This window comes from Paraburkholderia sp. SIMBA_054 (assembly GCF_046534875.1).
Lineage (GTDB): Bacteria > Pseudomonadota > Gammaproteobacteria > Burkholderiales > Burkholderiaceae > Paraburkholderia > Paraburkholderia hospita.
Genome location: NZ_JAWRXV010000013.1, coordinates 39,927 through 63,613 on the forward strand (window position 1 = coordinate 39,927; position 23,687 = coordinate 63,613).

At 63.9% G+C, this 23,687-nt stretch carries 23 protein-coding genes; 14 read left to right on the top strand and 9 right to left on the bottom strand.

Translation table 11 applies throughout. The annotated features are described in order from the left end of the window. Window positions 1–44 precede the first annotated feature (44 nt). On the top strand, window positions 45–908 hold the full coding sequence (locus tag SB822_RS17575) for an alpha/beta fold hydrolase (RefSeq protein ID WP_410855232.1): 864 nt from the start codon (window positions 45–47) through the stop codon (window positions 906–908). After that, window positions 905–1,399: a VOC family protein gene (locus SB822_RS17580; RefSeq protein WP_410855233.1), complete on the top strand. Its 495-nt coding sequence runs from the start codon at window positions 905–907 to the stop codon at window positions 1,397–1,399. Before SB822_RS17575 ends, SB822_RS17580 begins: the two co-directional genes overlap by 4 nt. Window positions 1,400–1,465: 66 nt before the next feature. On the opposite strand, the gene SB822_RS17585 is transcribed toward SB822_RS17580, so the two are convergent. Then, window positions 1,466–2,419: a LysR family transcriptional regulator gene (locus tag SB822_RS17585; RefSeq protein ID WP_410855234.1), complete on the bottom strand. Its 954-nt coding sequence runs from the start codon at window positions 2,417–2,419 to the stop codon at window positions 1,466–1,468. A 64-nt stretch (window positions 2,420–2,483) separates the two neighbouring features. On the opposite strand from SB822_RS17585, the gene metE reads away from it, so the two are divergent. Continuing rightward, window positions 2,484–4,775, top strand: coding sequence for a 5-methyltetrahydropteroyltriglutamate--homocysteine S-methyltransferase (gene metE, locus SB822_RS17590; RefSeq protein ID WP_410855235.1), 2,292 nt, complete (start codon window positions 2,484–2,486; stop codon window positions 4,773–4,775). Between the two features lie 70 nt (window positions 4,776–4,845). Here metE and SB822_RS17595 read toward each other — a convergent pair whose 3' ends face one another. The 3 genes from SB822_RS17595 to SB822_RS17605 all read right to left on the bottom strand — a co-directional run bounded on the left by SB822_RS17595 (window position 4,846) and on the right by SB822_RS17605 (window position 7,823). Then, window positions 4,846–6,048, bottom strand: a complete 1,203-nt coding sequence (locus SB822_RS17595; RefSeq protein ID WP_410855236.1) for an NAD-dependent formate dehydrogenase — start codon at window positions 6,046–6,048, stop codon at window positions 4,846–4,848. 191 nt (window positions 6,049–6,239) lie between these two features. Next, complete coding sequence (locus tag SB822_RS17600; RefSeq protein WP_410855237.1) at window positions 6,240–7,157, bottom strand: LysR family transcriptional regulator; 918 nt, start codon at window positions 7,155–7,157, stop codon at window positions 6,240–6,242. A gap of 6 nt (window positions 7,158–7,163) precedes the next feature. Further along, window positions 7,164–7,823 (bottom strand): M24 family metallopeptidase, encoded by a 660-nt coding sequence (locus SB822_RS17605; RefSeq protein WP_410855238.1) that lies wholly within the window; start codon window positions 7,821–7,823, stop codon window positions 7,164–7,166. Window positions 7,824–8,075: 252 nt separating this feature from the next. On the opposite strand from SB822_RS17605, the gene SB822_RS17610 reads away from it, so the two are divergent. Continuing rightward, entirely contained in the window at window positions 8,076–8,501 is a 426-nt protein-coding gene (locus SB822_RS17610; RefSeq protein WP_410855239.1) for a TOBE domain-containing protein, read from the top strand. A gap of 23 nt (window positions 8,502–8,524) precedes the next feature. Here the strand turns inward: SB822_RS17610 and SB822_RS17615 are convergent, their stop codons facing one another. The 3 genes from SB822_RS17615 to SB822_RS17625 all read right to left on the bottom strand — a co-directional run bounded on the left by SB822_RS17615 (window position 8,525) and on the right by SB822_RS17625 (window position 10,599). After that, window positions 8,525–9,463, bottom strand: coding sequence for a hypothetical protein (locus SB822_RS17615; RefSeq protein WP_410855240.1), 939 nt, complete (start codon window positions 9,461–9,463; stop codon window positions 8,525–8,527). 25 nt (window positions 9,464–9,488) lie between these two features. Then, window positions 9,489–9,884 (bottom strand): ester cyclase, encoded by a 396-nt coding sequence (locus SB822_RS17620; protein ID WP_410855241.1) that lies wholly within the window; start codon window positions 9,882–9,884, stop codon window positions 9,489–9,491. 61 nt (window positions 9,885–9,945) lie between these two features. Continuing rightward, window positions 9,946–10,599 (bottom strand): helix-turn-helix domain-containing protein, encoded by a 654-nt coding sequence (locus tag SB822_RS17625; protein ID WP_410855242.1) that lies wholly within the window; start codon window positions 10,597–10,599, stop codon window positions 9,946–9,948. Window positions 10,600–10,714: 115 nt separating this feature from the next. Here SB822_RS17625 and SB822_RS17630 point away from each other — a divergent pair, with 115 nt between their 5' ends. The 10 genes from SB822_RS17630 to SB822_RS17675 all read left to right on the top strand — a co-directional run bounded on the left by SB822_RS17630 (window position 10,715) and on the right by SB822_RS17675 (window position 21,437). Beyond that, complete coding sequence (locus SB822_RS17630) at window positions 10,715–12,001, top strand: MFS transporter (protein WP_410855243.1); 1,287 nt, start codon at window positions 10,715–10,717, stop codon at window positions 11,999–12,001. 57 nt (window positions 12,002–12,058) lie between these two features. Next, on the top strand, window positions 12,059–13,585 hold the full coding sequence (locus SB822_RS17635; protein WP_410855244.1) for an amidase: 1,527 nt from the start codon (window positions 12,059–12,061) through the stop codon (window positions 13,583–13,585). A gap of 16 nt (window positions 13,586–13,601) precedes the next feature. Then, complete coding sequence (locus SB822_RS17640; protein WP_009769791.1) at window positions 13,602–13,955, top strand: RidA family protein; 354 nt, start codon at window positions 13,602–13,604, stop codon at window positions 13,953–13,955. 25 nt (window positions 13,956–13,980) lie between these two features. Beyond that, window positions 13,981–15,213, top strand: a complete 1,233-nt coding sequence (locus SB822_RS17645; RefSeq protein ID WP_410855245.1) for an NAD(P)/FAD-dependent oxidoreductase — start codon at window positions 13,981–13,983, stop codon at window positions 15,211–15,213. A 78-nt stretch (window positions 15,214–15,291) separates the two neighbouring features. Then, entirely contained in the window at window positions 15,292–15,873 is a 582-nt protein-coding gene (locus SB822_RS17650; protein ID WP_410855246.1) for a YdeI/OmpD-associated family protein, read from the top strand. 154 nt (window positions 15,874–16,027) lie between these two features. Beyond that, window positions 16,028–16,537, top strand: a complete 510-nt coding sequence (locus SB822_RS17655; RefSeq protein ID WP_007746860.1) for a MarR family winged helix-turn-helix transcriptional regulator — start codon at window positions 16,028–16,030, stop codon at window positions 16,535–16,537. 5 nt (window positions 16,538–16,542) lie between these two features. After that, complete coding sequence (locus SB822_RS17660) at window positions 16,543–18,696, top strand: FUSC family protein (protein WP_410855247.1); 2,154 nt, start codon at window positions 16,543–16,545, stop codon at window positions 18,694–18,696. 34 nt (window positions 18,697–18,730) lie between these two features. After that, window positions 18,731–18,940, top strand: a complete 210-nt coding sequence (locus SB822_RS17665; protein ID WP_007746336.1) for a DUF1656 domain-containing protein — start codon at window positions 18,731–18,733, stop codon at window positions 18,938–18,940. Further along, window positions 18,937–19,941 carry an efflux RND transporter periplasmic adaptor subunit gene (locus SB822_RS17670; protein WP_410855248.1) on the top strand — a complete coding sequence of 335 codons (1,005 nt, stop codon included), beginning with the start codon at window positions 18,937–18,939 and terminating at the stop codon, window positions 19,939–19,941. Before SB822_RS17665 ends, SB822_RS17670 begins: the two co-directional genes overlap by 4 nt. Further along, window positions 19,938–21,437: an efflux transporter outer membrane subunit gene (locus SB822_RS17675; protein WP_410855249.1), complete on the top strand. Its 1,500-nt coding sequence runs from the start codon at window positions 19,938–19,940 to the stop codon at window positions 21,435–21,437. Before SB822_RS17670 ends, SB822_RS17675 begins: the two co-directional genes overlap by 4 nt. Before the next feature lie 6 nt (window positions 21,438–21,443). Here the strand turns inward: SB822_RS17675 and SB822_RS17680 are convergent, their stop codons facing one another. Then, the gene (locus SB822_RS17680) at window positions 21,444–22,256 is read right to left on the bottom strand and encodes an alpha/beta fold hydrolase (RefSeq protein ID WP_410855250.1); all 813 of its coding nucleotides are present in this window, start codon (window positions 22,254–22,256) and stop codon (window positions 21,444–21,446) included. 52 nt (window positions 22,257–22,308) lie between these two features. After that, a complete protein-coding gene (locus SB822_RS17685) occupies window positions 22,309–23,541 on the bottom strand; it encodes an MFS transporter (protein WP_410855251.1) in 1,233 nt (410 codons plus the stop codon). Window positions 23,542–23,687: the final 146 nt, after the last annotated feature.

Here is a 23,687-nt window from a genome sequence, read left to right on the forward strand (position 1 = left end):
AGACACGACATCTCCTTCGGTACTTTGACTCAGCAGGAACGATCATGGAAAAGTTGACCAGCAAGCGCGCGAAAGTGAACGGCATCACGCTCCACTACGTTACGGCGGGAAATCCCACCGGTCCCGTTGTCCTCGCCATGCACGGATGGCCGCAAAACCACCGCGAGTTTCTTCCCATCATCGAGGCGACAGGCAGCGAATACCGTTTCATCGTCCCGGATCTGCGCGGTTATGCCGACAGCGACAAGCCCTATTCCGGTTACGAGCCGAAAACGATCGCGCAGGACATGCTCGATCTACTCGAAGTGGAAGGCGTCGAGCGCTTTCATATCCTGAGTCACGATCTCGGCGGGCCGCCGTCTGTGGCCCTGGCGTACATGGCTGGCGACCGCGCGATTTCGCTGTCGACGATCGAAACACCCTACTTCGGTCTCGATTTCCCGGGCTACGTCGATCCGCGTGTGCCGTACTGGCACCTCGGCATGCACATGAATATGGACATCACACGCTTTCTGGTCGAAGGACGTGAAGAACAATATCTGCGCCATTTCTTCCGCGACTTTGCCTACAACCCGGATGCGATTCCCGAAGAGGACGTGCAGCGCTATGTGATGCAGATGAAGCGGCCTGGCAATCTGCGGGCGAGCCTGAATCACTATGGCTATATCCCGCAGATGGCTGAGCAGACGGCGGAACTCGCCAAAGAGAAGCTGAAAGTGCCCGTGCTCGCGTGGGGCGGGAGCCACTCGTTCGGTTCTCACACCTACGACAGCGCGAAAGCGATTGGCGTCGACGTCAGTGGCGGCGTAATCGAAGCAACCGGCCACTGGGTCTTCGAAGAGAAGACGGCGTTCATTTCGCAGGAACTGCGCACGTTCTGGCAACGCACGGACCAGGAGCAGGCATGAGTTCGCTGACAGACACGAAGGCTCAACGCAACTTCACGCTGACCCGCGTCGACCACACGGGCATCACGGTGTCGTCACTGCAAGACTCGCTCAGGTTCTGGGTCGACGTGCTGGGTTTTCGGCACCTCTATACATGGGACTTCGAGAACGACGCGTTCATCGAGAATCTCGTCGGTGTCAAAGGCGCGGCACTGAGCCTGGCAATGGTCGAAGGCTATGGGCATCAGATCGAGTTGCTGCAGTACCACGCGCCCGCCGACCGCACGACCGTTCACGCGCGAGCCAGCGACGCGGGCTTCATCCATATTGCCATGTATGTGGATGATCTCGACGCACTGCTGGAACGGATCGGCGAGGCGGGATGGCACCCCGTCGGACCGCCGCAGCGTGTCGAAGGCGGCGAGCGCGATGGTCTGAGGCTCGTCTATGTCCGTGGACCGGACGGGGTGACGCTAGAGTTTCTGCAACCGCGATCGGTAGCTAGCCGCTAAAGACCGAAAACGTGCAGGCAAGGCGCTCGCGACATCGGTCGTGAGCACTTTGCCATTCGGCACGCCCTAATCCCGAAACCGCGCCCCTGTCCAATCCGCCTTGCGCGCCATCGCGACGAACGCGCTCAGATAATCGATCGCATCATCCGCCTCGCGCGTGCCGAGAAAGATCTGCTTCGCGATGCCCTTCTTGCCCAGGCGCAGCGGCGTGAGCGGCATCCATCCCGCGTACTCTTCCGCGAGCCAGCGCGGTAGCGCCGCGACGCCGCGTCCGCTCGCGACCATCTGCAACATGATGTCGGTCGTCTCGATCACCTTGTGCCGTCTCGGCACGACGTTCGCGGGCGTCAGGAACTGCGTGTAGATGTCGAGCCGGTCGGTTTCGACGGGATAGGTGATCAACACTTCCGCCGAGAGTTGCTCCGGCGTCACATAAGGCTCGCGGGATAAAGCATGCTCGTCCGCGACGACCAGCACCTGCTCGTAATCGAACACGGGCTCGAACCGCAAGCCCGGCTTTTTCAGCGGATCGGGTGTGACGAGCACATCGATGTCATAGCCGAACAGCGCGCCAATGCCGCCGAACTGAAAGCGCTGCTTCACGTCGACATCGACATCCGGCCAGCGCGCGAGATACGGCGAGACGACCTTCAGCAGCCACTGGTAGCACGGGTGACATTCCATGCCGATGCGCAACGTGCCGCGCTCGCCCTGCGCGTATTGCTTCATGCGTTCTTCCGCGAGCTCGAATTGCGGCAGCAACCGGTTGGCGAGACCGAGCAGGTACTGGCCCGCCTGCGTGAGACGCATCGAACGGCCCTCGCGGGTCCAGACGGGCGTGCCCAGTTGCTGCTCGAGCTTCTTCACCGTGTGGCTCAACGCCGACTGCGTGAGATTCAGCACGTCGGCGGCGCCTGTGAGCGAACCTTGCCGCTCCACTTCCCGGACGACCATCAGATGACTGCGCTCCAGCATTGCGGCTCCATGAACATAAATAATCGATGTATGAAATAAATCCATTTTTATTCATACATCGAAAATTCTATCATCGCTTCCAGATTCATTATCCGAACGGGGAATAGCGATGGTCACGACACACAATCTGGGTTTTCCGCGCATTGGCGCCAAACGCGAACTGAAATTCGCACTCGATCAATACTGGAAGGACGAATCGACGCGCGACGAGCTGAAGGCCGTCGGCGCGCAACTTCGCGGGCGTCACTGGAAAGATCAGGCGCGTCTGGACTTCGTGCCCGTCGGCGATTTCGCGTTCTACGATCAGGTGCTCGACATGAGCTTCACGCTCGGCAATCTGCCCGAGCGCGTGCGCGGCTTTCACGGCGATGCGCTCGACAACGCCTTCCGCGTCGCGCGTGGACGCTCGGCGCAGAACGCCGAAGCGCACAGCGCGTGCTGCGGCGGCGTGGCGGCAGGCGAAATGACCAAGTGGTTCGACACGAATTATCACTACATCGTCCCCGAGTTCGACGCGAACACGCAGTTCTCGCTCGACCCTTCGCGTCTGCTCGAACAGATCAACGAGGCCCGCGCGCTCGGCGTCAACGTGAAGCCCGTGATCATCGGGCCCGTCACGTATCTGTGGCTCGGCAAGGCAAAGGACGACTCCGACAAGCTCGCGCTGCTGCCGCGCCTGTTGCCCGTCTATGCGGCGCTGCTCGACTACTTCACGGCACAAGGCATCGAGTGGGTGCAGATCGACGAGCCCGTGCTCGTGACGGAACTCGACGCGAAGTGGCGCGACGCGTTCGTCACCGCCTACGATGCGCTGTCGGCACGCCGCGTCAAGCTGTTGCTCGCCACCTACTTCGGGCAGTCGCAGGACAACCTGGAACTCGCGTGCAAGCTGCCCGTCGACGGCCTGCATATCGATGCGATCAATGCGCGCGATGAAGTCGCACAGATCGCGGCGAAGCTCCCTGATGCAGCATTGCTGTCGGTTGGCGTGATCAACGGCCGCAACATCTGGAAGACCGATCTGAATGCGGTGCTCGAATGGCTCGAACCGCTGCACCGTTCGCTCGGTGACCGGTTGTGGATTGCGCCTTCGTGCTCGCTGCTGCATACGCCCGTCGATCTCAACAGCGAACAGAAACTCGACGCCGAGATCAAATCGTGGCTCGCATTTGCGCTGCAAAAGCTCGACGAACTGACGGTGCTGGCGGGCGCGCTGAACAACGGGCGCGAGTCGGTGGCCGATGCGCTCGACGCGAACGCCGCTGCAATCGAAAGCCGGCGCGTGTCGCCGCGCGTGCACAACCCGGTCGTCAAGGCTGCGATTGCGCGTATCGACGCGGCGCTCGGCAAGCGCGTGAGCGCCTATCCGCAGCGTGCAGAAAAGCAGTCCGCGATTCTCAACCTGCCCGCGTTCCCGACCACCACAATCGGTTCGTTCCCGCAGACGAGCGACATCCGTCACGCGCGCAGCCAGTACAAGTCAGGCGAACTCGATCAGGCCGGCTACAACGCTGCGATGGAGCGCGAGATCACGCGCGCCGTGAAAGAACAGGAAGCCCTTGGCCTCGACGTGCTCGTGCATGGCGAAGCCGAACGCAACGACATGGTCGAATACTTCGGCGAGCAACTGGATGGCTACGCGTTCAGCCAGTTCGGCTGGGTGCAGTCGTATGGTTCGCGCTGCGTGAAGCCGCCCATTCTGTTTGGCGACATCAGCCGTCCAAAGGCGATGACCGTCGAATGGATTCGATATGCGCAATCGCAAACCACGAAGCCGATGAAAGGCATGCTGACCGGGCCTGTCACGATCCTGAACTGGTCGTTCGTGCGCGATGACCAGCCGCGCTCGGTGTCGTGCCATCAACTGGCGCTCGCGATCCGCGAAGAAGTGCTGGACCTCGAAAAGGCTGGCGTGCGCGTGATCCAGATCGACGAAGCGGCCCTGCGTGAAGGCCTTCCGTTGCGCCGCTCGCAGTGGAGCGAGTATCTGCAATGGGCAGTGGAGTCGTTCCGTATCACCGCGAACGGCGTGCAGGACGAAACGCAGATTCACACCCACATGTGCTATTCGGAGTTCAACGACATCATCGCGTCGATCGCCGACATGGATGCCGACGTGATCACGATCGAAACGTCGCGCTCGGATATGGAACTGCTCGATGCGTTCGACGACTTCGACTATCCGAACCAGATCGGGCCGGGCGTGTACGACATTCATTCGCCTAACATCCCGAGCCAGGACCACATCGTGAACCTGATGAAGAAGGCGGCCGGGCGCATTCCGGCGGAACGGTTGTGGGTCAATCCCGATTGCGGGCTGAAGACGCGTGCATGGGATGAAGTGATTCCCGCGCTGAAGAATATGGTGGCGGCTGCGCAAACGCTTCGCCAAAGCGCCTAACGCTTTCGTCGATCCGCGCGGATAACGAAAATTGAAGGCCACCTGCGGGTGGCCTTCGACGTTATTGCCCTTACGCCGTTTTAAAGCGCGCCGCCTCTTCCGATCCCGACGTCGCATTGCCCGCGCTGTACGAATGCGCGCCGACGCCCGCCAGCTTGCCGCCATCGACGATCAGATACTCGTCGCGGATGGCCCGCTTTTCGAACCAGCATTCGAGGATTTCGCGCGTGCCGGCCGCGTAACGCGCCTGCGCCGACAACGTCGTGCCCGAAATATGCGGCGTCATGCCGTTGTGCGGCATCGTGCGCCACGGATGATCGCGCGGCGCCGGCTGCGGGAACCACACGTCGCCCGCATAGCCCGCCAGTTGCCCCGATTCGAGCGCCCGCACGATCGCATCGCGATCGACGATCTTGCCGCGCGCCGTATTCACGATATACGCGCCGCGCTTCATCTTCGCGATCAGCTTTTCATTGAAGAGGTTTTCCGTTTCGGGGTGCAGCGGACAGTTGATCGTCACCACGTCGCATGCCTTCACCATCGATTCGACATCGGGGTGCCACGTCGCGCCGAGTTCTTTTTCGACATCGAGCGGCAGACGGTAACGATCGGTGTAGTGCAGCTTCACGTCGAACGGCTTGAGCCTGCGCAACACGGCTGCACCGATCCGGCCAGCCGCGACCGTGCCCACATGCATCGCTTCGAGATCGTAAGCACGCTCGACGCAATCGGCGATATTCCAGCCGCCCTTCTTCACCCATTCATGCGACGGCAGGTAATTGCGCACCAGCCCGAGAATCATCATCACGACGTGTTCGGCGACGCTGATGCTGTTGCAGTACGTCACCTCGGCTACCGTGACACCGCGCTCGATGGCCGCCTGCAGATCGACGTGATCCGAGCCAATGCCTGCCGTCAGCGCGAGCTTGAGCTTCGGCGCCTTCGCGATGCGCTCGGCCGTCAGGTACGCAGGCCAGAACGGTTGCGAGATCACGACTTCAGCGTCGGCAAGCTCGCGCTCGAACGTCGAGTTCGGAGCATCCTTGTCGGATGTCACGACGAGCGTATGCCCTAGCGATTCGAGGTATTTACGCAGTCCCAGTTCGCCCGATACGCTGCCTAGCAATTCGCCCGGCGTGAAGTCGATGGCCTTCGGCGTCGGGGCCGTTTGACCGTCGTGATACCGCGTGATTTCGGGTACGCCGTCGCGGGCGTACTGTTTCGGCATTCCTTTGACGGGGTCGTCATACAGCACACAAAGAACCTTAGCCATTCGTCTCGCTCCAGTCTGGTCGAGCGCATTTTCATGCCGGCGCTCTATCGACATATCGACGTGATACATCACATACGATGTGAAGCAGTGTCGATGGCGCGTCTATGTGCGTCCAATCGTTTGGGCGAATAGCCTGATAAGCGTCGCTTATCAACGAGTGTGTACGAGCGGCGCAGTCGTGTTGCGACGATTCAGCAAACGGGAAGCAGTGCGTCGAATTCGTCCTGCAGCCGAAGTCCTTCGGCGCAACGCCAGAAGGCGGCAACGAGCGGCTGCATCGCCTCGCGATTGCGCGCGACGAGGCCGATTTCACGCGTCAGTTCGGGCATCAGCAACGCGCGACGCACGTTATCGCCGGCCGGCAGCACGCTCAGCAGACTGTGCGGAAAGATGCTGGATATGCCGGCGTGCAAGACATGCCCGTACAACGCGAGCAACGAGTCGCATTCGACCAGCACTTCCGGCTGAACCTGCTCGCGACGAAACGCGGCGTTGATCACCTGCCTGTTCTGCATCGTCTGCGGCAGCAGGCCGAGTGGCAGGCCCGACAACTCGCGCCAGCTGCATGCGCCCTCCACTAGAACCGCATGATCGCCCGGCGGCGAAAGCAGAATGGAGCGCTCGCGATACAGCGGCAGCACGGCGAAGCCCGCCTGCACGCCCGAGTCGAGGTACGTGAGGCCGATATCCAGTTCGAGTTCGTCGAGTTGCCGATGAATCGCTTCCGAGCTGAGCGAATGCACGTCGTAGCGAATCTGCGGATGTTCGTGCAGGCAAGGCGCAAGCACACGCGACGCGACGGGAATCACGGTCGGTATCGCGCCGACGCGTAGCTTGCCGACCAGACGGTCCTGCGCCGAGCACGCGTCTTGCCGCATGTTCTGCAGCGTCGCCAGCGTCTGCCGCGCCCATCCCAGCACGCGCTCGCCGTCTTGCGTGAAGCCGACGAAGCGCCGCCCGCGATTGACGATCGTCAGCCCGAGTTCCGACTCGAGTGCCCGGATCGCCGACGACAAGGCCGGCTGCGAAACATGGCATGCGTCGGCGGCACGCGCGAAGTGCTTTTCGCGTGCCAACGTGACGAGGTAGTCGAGCTGGCGGATGAACATTGGCCGTCAGACGAGAAGGTCTTCATGGAACGCGCCGAACGGCCGCGTCGGATGCGCAATCTGGATCTCCAGAATCCACACGCCCGCCGCGGGTCTCGCATCGAAGTCGCCGAGATCGCCCGCCTTGTAGATGGCATGCGGGAAATCGCTCACGCGATGACCCTTGATATCGACGTTCAGGCGAAACCCATGCGCATTGGCCCGCTGCGCCGCGTAGACGTACAGATCGACGCCCGCGCAGCCGGTCGCGCGCCAGTGCTGCTCGACTTCGTCGTAGATCGTGCGCGCCGCCTGCGCGCACGCCAGCATGTCCGGGTCGTCGCCGCAGACGAAGGTGGCGCCCGCGTCGCCCTCGTGCTTCGCCCAGACAGCGCCGAGGTCGACGAAGAAAATGTCGTTGTCCGCCAGCACCGGGTCGCCGTTGGAACGCTGCTTGAATGTTCTCAGCGTGTTCTCGCCGAAACGCACGAGCACGGGATGCCAGATCCGGTCCATCCCGAGATCCTTCAGGATGCGCAGCGCCAGCGCATTCGCCTCCGATTCCCGCATGCCCGGCCGCATGTCGGCGGCGATGGCGTTGACGGCCTTCCATGTCATGACTCTTGCGTGCTGCATGGCGTCCAGCGAGAAATGCTCGCCGACGGCTTCCTTATGTGTCGAATTCAACGTACTGCTCCGCGTTGTCGTTAGCTGAAAATGTCAAATGTGCGCTCGATATATACGCGTCAATATATCGTGTTTGACGAGTCGAACCTATCAAGGCGAAGTTGAAGCGGCTTACGTCGCGCGATATAGCACCTTGTATACCGCGTAAACACGGGCGGCAGCGCTAGAGGTATGAACGCTAGACTTCGGGTTGGCTTAACACTACGGGTTTCCGTGGCATGAACGCGGGACCCATTCGAGGAGAACATCATCATGCGAACCAGCGCGCGAAATCATTTCACCGGACAGATCACCGAGGTCAAACCCGGCGCCGTCAATGACGAAGTCACGCTGCGCACCCAGGACGGACTGGACATCGTCGCGGTGATCACGCACGGCAGCGCGTCGTCGCTTGGCCTCGCAGCCGGCAAGCCGGCTTTTGCGCTGGTGAAGGCGTCGTCGGTGCTCGTGATGGTCGATGCGGGCAACGGCAAGGTGTCGGCGCGCAACCGCGTCGCGGGCACGGTCACGGCCGTCACGAGGGGTGCCGTGAATAGCGAAGTGATCGTTGCGTCCGCAAGCGGTGAGGAGATCGCCGCAATCATCACCAATGAAAGCGTCGACCGGCTCGGGCTTGTAAGCGGCGCGGCGGCGTCGGCGATCTTCAAGGCATCGAGCGTGATTATCGGCGTCGACTGATAAGCCTGTCGTTCGACGCAAGTTCAACGCAGCGGCAGAATCCGCAAGTAACTGGTACCGCCTGCCGCTGCGCGATCGACGACATAAAGACGGTGTCGCGCCGGATCGGCCGCAACGCCGCGCGCGTCGTGAAAGTCGGTGGCGATCTCATTCACGCTGCCGTCCGGCGCGACCTTGCACAACGACGCGCTATTGCAGTGTGTGTAGAGCGCGCCGCGACCATCTCCTGCCATCAGGTCCGGGTTCTCAATCTTCGCGAACGTATCGGCAGCGGTAACCGGCTGCGCTGACTGCAGCAGGTTCGCCAGCGACGCGCGCACGATCACGTTGCGCGCCTGATCCGAAACGAAAACCGTATCGCCCGATACGACGACACCCACCGGCTTGCCCATTCCCGTGATCAGATCGCGCTCGGTGGCGCGGCCCGCAATTGCATCGTAGGTCAACAGGCTCACGCCGCCTGTCGCGGGTGTGCTGCCTTCCTTGACGAACCACGTCGACAGCGCCTGCTGCGAACCAATCGCCGCAATGCCGAGCCTGCGGCGAGCGGGATTGGGTCCCGACAGCATGATTGCGCCATTCGCGCCTTTGACGTCGAACACCGCACTCGCGCTGCCGAATCCAAAGCGCACGGCCAGCAGATTGCGCGCATCGTCGAAGGTCAGCTGGCTCAGGCTTATACCCAGGCCGGACGGCTGAGGAATCGACGCGTAAGGGACAAACGTACGGCCATCGGACGATCTGAGCACGCTGCTTTTCCCGTCGTCGGTCAGATAGACGGCGCCGTCGCTCGCGTCGACCGCGACGCCGTTGGGCCGTACGCCTTCCAGCGCGACGGGCGTCGCATCCGTTGCCGTGCTGCTCGACGCGCAACCAAACGTCTGCGCGATCACGCCGGCAATCAAGACCTGCAAGAGACAGCGAACAACACGTTCAGACGTAGCTGCCGATAGCCGGAACATGAAATCTCCCTGAGTGACTTCCGCTTCAGCGCTGCGCGAGTTGAGCCTCGATGGCCGCCTTGTCGATCACCGACCACACCTGCGCGATCTTTCCGCCGCGAAACGCATAGAACACGTTCTCGGCGAAAGCGACTTTCTTTCCATCGACGGCGAGTCCAAGAAACATCCCTTTGGGCGAACACTCGAACTGCAAGCGACTGGCGATCACAGGCGGCTCTGCAACCAGCAGCGCAATGTCAAAACGAAGATCCGGAATCTCACGGAAGTCCCGCTCCAGCATCGCCCGATAGCCCGACAAGCCAATGCGCTCGCCGTTATACGTCACATCGTCATCGACGAACCGCCCCAGCGTCGCCCAGTCCTGCCGGTTAAGGCAGTCGATATAGCCCCGGTACACATCAGAAAGATCGCTCGCGCTCATCACGCATCGCCCTCGCCGAAGATCGCTCAAGCCGCCATGTTACCCGCGCCGGGTTTTGCGCTCAGATCGCGTCGACGGGCCGGTGCGCGTCCGTGTCCACGCAGCACACGAGCACTTCAGCCGGCTTTTTTCCCGTGCTTAGATACACGTGTCCAACGGAACTGTCGAAGTACAGGCTATCGCCCGGCTTCAACTGAAACACCGCGCCTGTCTCGAAGCGCAGTTCGAGCGTGCCGTCCAGCAGGAACACGAACTCCTCGCCGCTATGGCGAATGTAGTCGGGAAAATCGGAGAGCTTGCGCGCCCGCACGTGCGCGCGCATCGGCACCATGCGCTTGCCTGTCAGGTCGTTGGCGAGCATTCCGTATTCGTAGTTGGGCGTGTCGTAGATCATCTGCTGGCCCGACGCCGTGAACGTCGGCACGATAGCGCTCGCGCCCGCGCGCTTGGTGTGCTTCGCGCGGCCGAAGATCGCATCGAACTCGAGCTGCAGCGCATGCGCGAGCGCGGCGAACTTGTCGTAGGTCAACGCGATGTCGCCGCGCTCGGCCTTCGAGATCGTCGACACGGCGATGCCCGACTGTTCCGACAACTGCATCAGCGTCAGCCCGCGTGCCTTGCGCGCGTCGCGCAGCCGCGCCCCGACCGCCTGGTGATCGATCTGTGACGTGGGTTCGACAGGTTCAGGTTGTTTTCGCGCGACGGATCTGGCCATGGCATTACTCAGCGGATGACAAAGGGTTTTGTCGTATACGAGAATTTATTTTTTCTCGTATATGATAACTCGCATCGATTCCAGTCCCATGCAGTTCCACTCAGGAGCGGTCGACGTGTCAACGCTTGCATTGGAAAAAGCCGGTCTGTCGAAAACCCAGGTCATCGCCGCGACGACGCTCGGCACGGCGCTGGAGTTCTACGACTTCACCATCTACAGCTTCTTCGCGATCCAGATCGGGCAGCTGTTCTTCCCATCCGCATCGCCCGTGAACCAGTTTCTGCTGTCGATCGGCGTGTTCGGCGTCGGCTTCGTCGTGCGGCCGCTGGGCGGCATCGTGATCGGCGCGTACGCCGACCGCGCGGGCCGCAAGAAGGCGATGGTGCTGACCATCATGCTGATGGCGCTGAGTTGCGCGCTGATCGCCTGCGCGCCGCCCTACGCGGTCGCCGGGATGGTCGCGCCTTTCATCGTGCTCGCCGCGCGTCTGATTCAGGGCTTCGCCGCGGGCGGCGAGTTCGGCCCCGGCACGACGCTGCTCGTCGAATACGCATCGGACTCGACGCGCGCGTTCTTCGCCAGCTGGAACTTCGCCGCGACGGCGCTCGGTCTCGCGCTCGGCGCCGCCGTCGCCACGCTCATCAATGTGTCGCTACCGAAAGACGCCGTGCTCACATGGGGCTGGCGTATTCCGTTCGTGCTCGGCATCGTCGCGGCGCCCGTCGGCATGCTGATCCGCCGGCGCCTCGAAGAGACGCTCAGTGATGCATCATCCGCCCGCACGCAGCGGCGCGGCGCATTGAAAGCGGCGCTCACCACGCATCTGAAGCTGACGATACTCGGCACCTTTGCCGAACTCGGCGGTTCCGTTTCCGTCTATATCACCGCGTTCTTTCTGCCGAGCCATGCGGTGCGTACGCTGCATCTGTCGTCGACGGCGTCGGTTGCGTCGGGCGTGATCAGCTCGCTCGTGCTGTTCGTCGCGGCGCCCATCGCGGGCAAGCTCGCCGACCGCTTCAGCCGCAAGCGCGTGCTCGTCATATCGCGCGTGACGCTGCTGCTCACCGTGTATCCCGCGTTCGCGTGGCTGTCGGCGCAGCCTTCGACGTTGATGCTGTGCGCCGTGTCCGCGTTTCTCGCGCTGTTCGTCGCCGGGCAGATCGTGCCCGTGCTCGTGATGATCCCAGAACTGTTCCCGAAACATGTCAGAGCGACGGGCATCGCGCTAACCTATGTGGTGAGCGCGTCGTTCTTCGGCGGCTTTTCGCCGTTCGTCGCGAGCTGGCTCGTCGCGCTGACGGGCAACCCGCTCGCGCCCGCGTGGTACGTTGCGGCGGCCTGCGCGGTGTCGCTCGTGCCCGTGATCTGGCTGCGCGACCGCACGGGCGAAGCGCTCGACTGACCTCATTCGACATCACGAACAAGCAGGAACAAGCAGGAATAACCCGGAACCTGAACCATGTCTGATAACGACGACCTCGTCGCCCGCAACGCCGTTGAGTTGCGCCGGATGATCGGCGCGAAAGAAATTTCCCCCGTCGAGTTGCTCGATGCCTGCATCGAGCGGATCGAAGCCATCAACCCCGCCGTCAATGCGATCACGGCCACGTGTTACGACGATGCGCGCAAGGCCGCGAAGGCGGCCGAGCGCAAGGTGCTGGACGGCGAGCCGCTCGGGCTGCTGCATGGGCTGCCGCTCGGCGTGAAGGATCTCGAAGACACGGCGGGCCTGCTGACCACGTACGGCTCGCCGATGTCGCGCGGCCATGTGCCGTCGCGCGATGTCGTGCTGGTCGAGCGGCTGCGCGCGGCGGGCGCGATTCTCGTCGCCAAGACCAACGTGCCCGAACTCGGCGCGGGCGCGAACACGCGCAACCCCGTGTGGGGCGCGACGGGCAATCCGTTCAATCCGGAACTGAACGCGGGCGGCTCATCAGGCGGCTCGGCGGCGGCGCTCGCTTGCGACATGCTGCCCGTCTGCACCGGCTCCGACACGGGCGGCTCGCTGCGCATTCCCGCATCGAAATGCGGCGTGGTCGGCTTCCGGCCGTCCGCCGGGCTCGTGCCCAACTCGCGCCGGCTGCTGGGCTGGACGCCGATTTCCGTGGTCGGACCGATGGGCCGCGACGTCGAAGAGACAGCACTGCAACTCGCGGCGACAGCAGGCCTTTCCACAGGCGATCCTCTCAGCTACGAAGTCGATCCACTCCGGTTCGCAACGCTGCCCGCGCTCGATCTCGCCACGTTGCGCGTCGGCTATACGGAAGACTTCGGCTGCTGCGACGTCGACGATGGAATCCGCGCCCTCTTCCGCGCACGCATGGCCGCGCTCGCGCCGATGGTGAAAACCTGCGAGCCGGTCCAGTTCGATCTCGGCGACGCGCATCGGGCGTTCGACGTGATTCGCGCGGAAAGCTTCGTTGCGGGCTTGCGCGACGCGTATGCGCGCGACCCAGGCGCGCTCGGTCCGAACACGCGCGCGAACTACGAGATGGGCGCCGCGATGACGCTCGCCGATAGCGCATGGGCGCAGGCGGAACAGACACGCATTTTCCGGCGCTTCCAGTCGGCGCTGGACCGTTACGACGTGATCCTCTCGCCGACCACGCCCGTTTCGCCGTTCCCGTGGCGCGAGCTTTACGCAGCGCAGATCAACGGACGCGCGCAGGAGAACTACTACCGCTGGCTCGCGCTGACGTATGTAGTGACGCTGACGACGCATCCCGCGCTGTCGCTGCCATGCGGCGTCGATGAGGCAGGCATGCCGTTCGGCTTGCAGATCGTCGGGCCGTTTCATGGCGACCTCAAGACGCTGGCCGTGGCGCGCGCGATGGAACAGGCTTTCGACACGAACCCCGCGTTGCGCCGCCCGCGTCCCGATCTGTCGCGGCTCACGCAGCCGAACCCGGCGCTCAAATCGATCGTCACCGCGCCGCCCATTTTCAATTCCACCGGCGAAGCTCAGGCCGGCATGTCCTCCGTCTAACTCAGCGATATCCATCATGTCCAACGAAATCCAGCGACTGCAGACCAACGCCCGCATGAGCCAGGTGGTGATTGCCAACGGCATCGTCTATCTGTCCGGCCAGGTGCCGGACACGGCGGGCGCATCGATCACTGTCCAGACGACGCAAATCCTCACGCGCATCGACACGCTGCTCGCATCCGCAAACGTCGACAAGACGCGCGTGCTCACCGCGAACGTGTGGCTGAGCGACCCGAAGCACTTCGACGAATTTAACGCCGTGTGGGATGCATGGGTGCCGACGGGCCACGCGCCGACGCGCGCCTGCGTGCAGGCCCTGTTGATGAAGCCGGGCCTCGATGTCGAAATCGCCGTGACGGCGCTCGCATGACGTCATCGCGCGAGGATAAGCAGCAATGAAGTTCGATACCGTCGTACTCGGTGGCGGCATGGTGGGCGTGTCGATTGCCGTGCATCTGCAAAAGCGCGGGCTGGCCGTGGCGCTCGTCGATCGCAAGGCGCCGGGCAACGAGACGTCGTTCGGCAACGCGGGGCTGATCCAGCGCGAAGGCGTCTACCCGTATGCGTTTCCGCGCGACGCCAGCACGCTGCTGCGCTACGCGCGCAACCGCTCGCTCGATGTCCGCTATCACTTCAACGCGATGCCGAAGCTGCTGCCGTTCCTGTACCGGTACTGGCACTACTCGCGCGCCGATCGTCATACGGCCATCGCGCGCGCGTATGCGACGCTGATCGAGCATTGCGTCAGCGAGCATCGCGCGTTGATCGACGCTTCGGGCGCGCAGGCGCTGGTGCGCACGGGCGGCTGGCTGAAAGTGTTTCGCAGCGCAGGCAAGCAGGATGCCGCGTTGCGCGACGTCGAGCGCTGGCAAGCCGAATACGGCGTCACCTTCGACGCACTCGATGCAACGCAGTTGAGGCGCGCGGAGCCGTCGCTGAGCCACGCGCTGCTCGGCGCGTTACGCTACACCGACGCCGAGTCCGTCAGCGACCCCAACGCGCTCGTCACGGCCTACGCGCGTTATTTCGAACAGCTTGGCGGCCGCATCTTCATCGGCGATGCGTCGACACTCGAACCGCACTGGAGTGTCGACACGGAGGCGGGCCGCATCGACGCGCAGTCGGCCGTGATCTCGCTTGGTCCCTGGTCGGATACTGTCAGCGCGCGCTTCGGCTACCGGCTGCCGCTCGCGGTCAAGCGCGGCTATCACATGCACTACGCGGCGCAGGACGGCGCGCGATTGAATCAACCCGTGCTCGACACGGAGATCGGCTACATGATCACGCCGATGGCGCGCGGCATCCGGCTGACGACGGGCGCGGAACTGGCCGCCTGTGACGCGCCGGCAACCCCCGTGCAACTGGATGCGATCGAACCGATCGCGCGCGATACCTTCCCGCTCGGCGCGCGGCTCGATGAGCGTCCGTGGCTCGGCCGGCGTCCGTGCACGCCGGACATGATGCCGATCATCGGCCCCGCGACACGCCACAAGGACCTGTGGTTCGCGTTCGGCCATGCGCACCACGGACTGACGCTCGGACCCGTCACGGGGCGCCTGCTCGCTGAAATGATGACGGGCGCCGCGCCGGTCGCCGACCCGCATCCGTTCCGCGCCGATCGCTTCTAGCCCGATCGCTTCTAGCCCGGTTTGCCGCCCCTGGCGCCGGGCGGTACCATAGGCTCGCCTTATTTCTGAGGGACAAAAATGAATCCCAAGGTCGACGCCTATATCGGCAAACTCAAACAGTGGCGTGAAGAAACCGAAAAACTCAGAGCGATCGTGCTGGAATGCCCCGTCACGGAGGAGTTGAAATGGGGCGTTCCGTGCTACACGGTCGACGACAAAAACGTCGTGCTCATTCACGGCTTCAAGGAATACTGCGCGATCCTGTTCGTCAAGGGCGCGTTGCTGAAGGACCCGAAAGGCATCCTGATCCAGCAGACAGAGAACGTGCAGTCAGCCCGGCAGGTGCGATTCACGAGCCTGCAGGAAATCGCCAAGCTGCAATCCGTTCTGAAGACCTATATCCGCGCTGCTATCGAAGTCGAAAAAGCCGGCCTGAAAGTGGCTCACAAATCGACCGAAGAGTTTGAAGTCGCCGAGGAATTCCAGACCAAACTCGACAAGTTGCCCAAGCTGAAGACTGCTTTCGAAGCACTGACACCCGGACGGCAACGCGCCTATCTGCTCCACTTCTCATCGGCGAAGCAATCGAAAACACGGGAATCGCGGATCGAGAAATGCATGCCGATGATTCTCAAAGGCAAGGGTCTGAACGACGAGTGAGTCCGCCTGGACGCTCGAAAAGCGGTGGGAGACAGGCGAGCGCCCCACCGCCGCTCGCCTGCGAAACACAGCGTAAGCAAATTTTGAAGCATTTCCTTAAAAATTTATGTCGATAGGATGCTAACGAATAAAAATCGACATACAATCCCGGCCCATGGTCAATCTCCACCTTCTACGCCGCTCCGTCAGCAGCACGCTGGTCGTCGCCGCGCGCCGCTGGCGCCGCACGAGCCATAGCGTGTTGTCCGCCTACAACGTGTCGGAAGCGTGTGCGGGTCCTTTGCTTACCGCCAACCGCCTTGGCGAGGCCGTGCGTCAGGTGACGCTCGCGGAACATGTGGGGATCGAAGGCCCGTCGCTGGTGCGGCTGCTCGATCAGTTGTGCGCGGCGGGCCTGGTGCGCCGCGACGAAGATCCCGACGACAAGCGCGCCAAGACCATCACCCTCACCGACGAAGGCCGCGCCGTCACCGCGCGCATGGAAGAGCGGCTGATGGAGCTGCGCGCGCGCGTGCTCAAAGGCGTGAGCCGCGAAGACCTGGAAACGACGCTGCGGGTGCTGAATGCCTTCAACGCGTCGCTGGATGCTACAGTCACTTCCGACAAGGGCGTATCCGACGAGCCAGCCGCTGCCGCACGATCCGGCAGCAAACGCAACGCATAACCGCCATGGCCTATCCCTCAGTCCGCGACTGGCTGTTTTCCGCCAAGACCTTCGCGGCCGCGATGATCGCGCTGTACATCGGCCTTGCGCTCGAACTGCCCCGCCCCTACTGGGCGATGGCAACCGTCTATATCGTCTCGAACCCGTTCGTCGGCGCGACGCGCTCGAAGGCGCTGTACCGCGCGCTCGGCACGGCGCTCGGCGCGGCGGGCGCGGTGCTGATCGTGCCGCCCTTCGTCGAGTCGCCGTTCCTGTTCAGCACGATCGTCGGGCTGTGGACGGGCACGATGCTCTATGTGTCGCTGAACGACCGCACCGCGCGCAGCTACGTGTGCCTGCTCGCCGGCTACACGCTGCCGCTGATCGCGCTGCCCGCCGTCACCAACCCGACCACCGTCTTCGATCTTGCCATCACGCGTACGGAAGAGATCCTGGTCGGCATCGTGGTCGCGAGCATCGTCGGCAGCGTTGTGTTTCCGAGCCGCCTCGCGCCGACGCTGATCGAGCGCACCGACGCCTGGTTCCGCGACGCCGCGTTCTACGCGAGCGAGACGCTGTCCGGCCATATTGCCGGCGCGACGATCTCGGCTTCGCGCCAGCGCCTCGCGGCCACCGTCAACGGGCTCGAATTCCTGCTGAGCCAATTGACCTACGATCACACGCGGCCCGACATCGTGCGCCGCGCGCGCGCCCTGCAAGGGCGCATGCAGATATTCCTGCCGCTGATTTCGTCGATGGCCGATCCGCTGATCGAACTGATACGGCAGCGCGGCGCGCATTCGCCTGAAATCGAGGCGCTGCTCGCGGACGTCGCGAAGTGGATCAAGGCGCCCGCGCTCGAAGCCAAATACGCGGACGAGCCCGATCGCGAAGCCGAAGCGCTGCGCGCGCGCGTCGATGCGCTGCGGCCTTCCGCACAGGCGCTGGCGAGCTGGGATGGCGCGCTGCTGTCGAACGCGCTGTGGCGTCTGGGCCAGGTCATCGACGTCTGGCGCGACATCCGCTGCCTGCGCGCGGCCATCGTTCACGAAACCGTCCTGTGGCGGCCACACTTTCGCCACTGGCGGCTGGGCGGCACCGAGCGCTTCTTCGACTACGGCATGATGCTGTTCTCGACGGCATCGGCCGTCGGCGCGGTGATCGTCGCGTGCGCACTGTGGATCACGTCGGGCTGGAACGACGGCGCAGCCGCCGTCACGCTCGCCGCCGTCTCCTGCTGCTTCTTCGCGGCGCTCGACGATCCCGCGCCCTCCGTCTTCAAGTTCTTCCTTGCGACGTGCGCGAGCGTCGTACTGGCCGGGCTGTATGTGTTCGTGGTGCTGCCTCACGTGCACGATTTCGCCATGCTGGTTCTGATCTTTTCCGGGCCGTTCCTGATCATCGGCACGCTGATCCCAAGCCCGCAGTTCACGCTCGTGACGTTGCTCACGGCCGTCAACACGGCGACCTTCATCAGCATTCAGAGCGCTTACGAGGCCGACTTCTTCGTGTTCATCAACAGCAATCTGGCGGGCGTCGCGGGCTTGCTGTTCGCTTTCATCTGGACGCGCATCACGCGGCCGTTCGGCGCCGAACTCGCCGCCGGGCGGCTCACGCGGTCCGCATGGGCCGACGTCGTGGTGAGCGCGTCGACGGCCGCGATCGAAGACCAGCGCAATCTCTACTCGCGCATGCTCGACCGGCTGATGCAACTGCTGCCGCGCCACGCGGCCTCGGACTCGCACCGCCATCCGTCGATCGAAAGCTTCCGTGACTTCCGCGTCGCGCTGAACGCGCTCGACCTGCGACGCACGCGCCGCAAGCTGACACACGACTTGCAAGGCTCCATCGATGACGTGCTCGTCGGCGTGCGGCAGTATTTCGAGCAATGTATCGCGCGCCGCTCACGGCAGCCGGTGCCCGCCGCGCTGATCGAAACGATCGATGCCGCCGTCGCGCAAGTGACCACGCGCAACATCGCGCAGACGCAAGGCGGCACGCAGCAGGGACAAGAGGGACAGGCGGCGGAACAAGGCTCTGCGCCCGCTCCCGCTGCGACTTCCGGCGAGCGCTGGCTGCGCGAGACGCTGCACGCGCTGGTCGGCATGCGCCTGTCGCTGTTTCCGCCGCATCCCGCGCCCGGCAGCAATCCGCAGCCCCAACCGGAGACCGCAGCCTGATGCGAAACCCATCTCTTACATTCTGTCGACGTACATGATCGGCGAAATCGACATTCTCGGCGTATTCGTGCCAGCCGTGCTGGTGCTGATGTTCATCGCCTATCTGGTGAACCTGGTCTTGCGCAACGTGTTCGCGCGCATCGGCGTTTACCGCTTCATCTGGCACCGTTCCATTTTCGATCTCGGCATTTATGTTCTGGTGCTGGGGCTTGTCGTCATCGTTTCGCACCGGTTCATAACGTGAAAAAAACCTGGTTCTCAGTCGGGCAGATCCTGCTCACTCTTATCGTTGTCGTGATCGCAGCGGCCGTGCTATGGAAGCTGGTCGACTACTACATGTTCGCGCCGTGGACGCGCGACGGTCACGTACGCGCCGACGTGATCCAGGTTGCACCGGACGTATCCGGCCTCATCACCGAGGTCAAGGTCGTCGACAACCAGCAGGTGAAACAAGGCGAGGTGTTATTCGTGATCGACCAGGCGCGCTATACGCTCGCGCTGCGCAACGCGCAGGCCACCGCGCAGCAGCGCCGCGCGACGCTCGATCAGGCCCGCCGCGAAGATGCCCGCAACCGCGCGCTCGGCAATCTCGTCGCGCGTGAAGTCGTCGAGGAGACGCACTCGCGCGTCGAAACGGCCACGGCCGCGCTCGCCGACGCCGAAGTCGCGATCGACACGGCGCGCCTGAACCTGCAGCGCACGGTGATCGTGAGTCCTGTGGACGGCTATCTGAACGATCGCGCGCCGCGTGTCGGCGAGTACATTTCGGCGGGACGCGCGGTGTTGTCGGTGGTCGACATGCATTCGTTCCGCGTCGACGGCTATTTCGAGGAAACCAAGCTGCACGGCATCGACATCGGCCAGCCTGTCGACATCAAGGTGATGGGCGAGCCGGGCGTGCTGCGCGGCCATGTGCTGAGCATCGTCGCCGCGATCGAGGATCGCGACCGCCAGCAAAGCCAGAACCTGCTGCCGAACGTGAACCCGGCGTTCAGCTGGGTGCGCCTCGCGCAGCGCATTCCCGTGCGCGTCGCGCTCGACGAGGTGCCCGCCGACTTCCGCATGATCGCTGGCCGCACGGCGACGGTGTCGGTGCGCGGCATCGGGCCTTCGATGGGACGGCGCCCGGCGGCATCGGATGCGGCGGCTGCTTCGGCTGGCGCGGGGGCTTCGGCCACGGGCGCGGCTATCGTCGGCACCGCGCCGTCTAGCGCCACGCATTCTGCATCGGGCGCATCGCAATGAAACGCTTTCCGTCCCTCACGGCAACGCGCGCTGGCCTGGCGTTGCTTCCTGCTTTGTTGCCTGTTGCGCTCGCCTTGAACGGCTGCACGACGGTCGGCCCGAACTACAAGCTGCCCGAAAACGCGGCCGTCAACGCGCCGTATGCCAACGCGGCCATCGACGGCGCGGACAAGGCGCCCGTCACGCAGCAGGCCGTGCCGTCGAAGTGGTGGCGTCTGTACGACGACCCGGTGCTCGATCAGCTGGTCACGGAAGCGCTGTCGTCCAACACCGATCTGCGCGTCGCCGCGGCCAATCTCGCGCGCTCGCGCGCCCAGCTCGACTTCGCAAACGAACAGGGCGGCTTCTCCGGCAAGACGTCGGCGGCCTTCTCGCGCGCGCAGGAATCCGCCGAACAGTATTTGCTGACGGAAAAGATTCCCGTCGTCAACGAAGGCGCGCTGGATCTGAGCGTGTCGTATGAAATCGATCTGTTCGGCAAGCTGCGGCGCGGCGTCGAAGCCGCGAAGGCCGACGACGAAGCCGTCGAAGCCGCAAGCGATCTCGCGCGCATCACGGTCGTCGCCGATGTCGTGCGCGCCTACGTCGAATCATGCTCGGCAGCGGAAGAACTGGAGATCGCGCAGAAGTCGCTGGCCTTGCAAAAGCAACGGGTCAAGCTCACGCAGCGGCTGCGCGACGCGGGCCGCGGCAACCAGCCCGATGTGACGCGCGGCCAGACGCAGGCCGACACGCTCGCCGCCGACATTCCGCGCTTCGTCGCGCGCCGCCGCGCCGCGCAGTACCGGCTCGCGATGCTGCTCGCGCGCGCGCCGTCCGATCTGCCGCCCGCCGCGCTCGCCTGCAGCCGGCTGCCGCACCTGAAGCAGCCGATTCCCGTCGGCGATGGCGCAGCGCTGCTCAAGCGCCGCCCGGACGTGCGCCAGGCCGAACGGCTGCTGGCGGCATCGACGGCGCGCATCGGCGTCGCGACAGCGGCGCTGTATCCGACCGTGAGCATTGGCGCATCGGCGGGGTCGGTCGGCGTCGTCGAGGATCTGTTCGGCCCGACCACGAACCGCTGGGCGTTCGGTCCGCTGATCAGTTGGACGTTCCCGATCAACGGCCAGCGCGCCCGCGTCCACGAAGCGGAAGCCGCAACGGGCGGCGCGCTCGCACACTTCGACGGCGTCGTGCTGAATGCGCTGCGCGAAACGCAGACAAGCCTGTCGACCTACGCATCCGATACGACGCGCGCCGACGCATTGCGCACCGCGTACAAGTCGGCCGTGCAGTCGGCGGATGAAACGCATCGTCTGTACGCCGCGGGCCGCGACACCTTCATCGACGATCTCGACGCGACGCGCACGCTCACGAGCGTTGCCGCGCAGGTGTCGGCCGCCGAAGGCCAGGTCGCGGTCGATCAGGTGAATCTGTTCCTCGCGCTCGGCGGCGGATGGGAAGAAGAAAAGAACGACAGCAACGCGAGCGAGAAAGTCGGCGCCAAGGCCGACTGAGCGGCTTCAGTCGTCCGCTTCGAAAGCGGTTCCCACGAACCGCTCGATCACGCCATTGAACAGCGTAGGCCGCTGCAGCGGCGCGAAATGGCTGACGTTCGGCAGCACGATCAGCTCGGCCTCCGGGATGGTTTGCGCCAGATACACGGCGTGGGACTGCTTGATGAATTCGTCGTGCTCGCCGATTGCGACTGTCACGCGCACGCGGATCTGCGCGAGATCGTCGGCCGAGTAATCGGGCTGCGTGCGCTGCATCTCGCTGACGGCGGCGACGAACGCGTCGAACTCGCCGGGCGTTGCCGATAGCGCCTCGTAGTCCGCGCGATGCCGCCTGAAGCAGCGGTCGATCACGGGCGTCGGCACGAATGGCTTCGCGCCGCCGGGGTCCATGTTGCACGCGAAGAAGAACACGCCCGCGACGCGCTGCGGCGCGCGCCGGCCGAGAATCAGCGCAGTACACGCGCCGTCGCTCCAGCCGATGAAGGCTGCTTTCTGTACTTGCAGAGTGTCGAGTACGGCGAGCACGTCGGAACCCATCAACTCGTAGCTGTACGGTTGCGCGTCGCGCGTGCTGCGGCCATGTCCGCGGCTGTCGATCAGGATCACGCGGTAGCCAGCCTCAACCAGCGCGGGCACCTGATAACCCCAGTTGCCGCGATGTCCGAGGCCGCCATGCAACAGCACCACGGGGTGGCCCGCGCCGTACGTCGACCACGCGATACGCGCGCCCGCGCTATCCACGAAACCTTCTTCCTGTGCTTCGGGCAGCGGCGCCGCGCCGTGCGCTACGAAGTGTTTCAGCTCGTCGTCCGATGGCATGTCGATCGCGCTCCGTGAAGAAAAGCTAACGTGTCATTGTGACAGTTCACGCTCAGTCGGCGCTGTCGGGCGTCTGCTTGCTCAGCGGCGCAACGTGCACTCGACGCCGCCCCGCGCCGAGACCCACGAGCACGACGATCAGCCCCAGCGCGCCCATCCCGAGCGAGATCGCCACAACGACCGCGCTCATGCGCCCATTCCCCGAAAACATGCCGACCAGCAAACCCGCCAGCGGCTGCGTCACGTTATTGAGCATGATGACGACGCCAAGCGTCTTGCCGTAGTCCTTTGCCGGAATGATCGCCTGACGCACGCTGCGGATATAGATGCTGAACATCTTGTCGAAGCCCACGATCAGCAGAAAGCCCGCGACGTAGCCCCACACGGAAGGACTCACGCCCGCCAGCAGCCCGCCCGCGAAGATCGCGAGAAACGACACGATCCCGAGCGCCTTGCGCGGAATCCGCACACGCGCGATCAGCAGCAGAATCACGATCGTCGCGATCGCGCCCGCCGTCTGCACGAACGCGTAGAACGCATCCGGCCGGCGGTGCAGTCCCGTCACCATCGCGGCCGAGGTCGCGAGCGTCACGCCGATCACGAGATTCTCGGCGGCGGCCAGCGCGACCAGCCGGCCCAGACCCGGCAGTTTCACGACATGCGCCAGCGCCGTTTTCACGGGCGCGAGCCAGGCGCCGCCTGCATGCCCGTGCGGCGTCCATTCGAAAGCGCTCGCGCGCTGCCAGAAGAGCGTCGCGCCATCGGCGGCGAAAAACAGTACGGCCGCGACGCCGACGACGTATTCCCAGCGCCACCAGCCGAGCAGCAAACCTGCGAGCATCGGGCCGAGCACCACGCCGACCTGATCGGCGATCTGCGCATACGACAGCACCTTCTCGAAGCGCTCGGACGTGAACACCTGCGGCAGCAGCACTTCGCGCGCGACGAGCCCCTGACTGGTCAGCGTGCCGCAGACGGCGGACAGCGCGATCAGCCAGCCGATTCCGCCCGCCATCGCAAAGCCCACGATGCCCACCGCGCACGCCATCGCGCGAAAGCGCTGGCTCGCGCGCAGCACCGTGACGGGCGACATGCGATCGCACAGCGCGCCGCACACGGGAAACACGATATAGCGCGGGAACGCCTCGATAAAGAACGCGATGCCGGACCATGTCGCCTTTTGGGTCGTCTGGAAGACGACGAGCGGCACTAGAAACAGCAGTATCTGGTCCGCGAGCCGCGAAAAGAACAGCGAAGCGAAGAACGCCTGGTGTTGAGCGCGCATGCAGTTGATTGATGTTTATGCGTTGCACGCGGCTCAAGGTTGAGGTTTTGGCTCGCGCAGACGCTGTTGGTGTTCTGGTTTTGCTCTTGCTTTTGCTGGCATCCGCGTATTGTCTTCGTGCTTCAGGCGCTGCCTGTTCAGTGTTT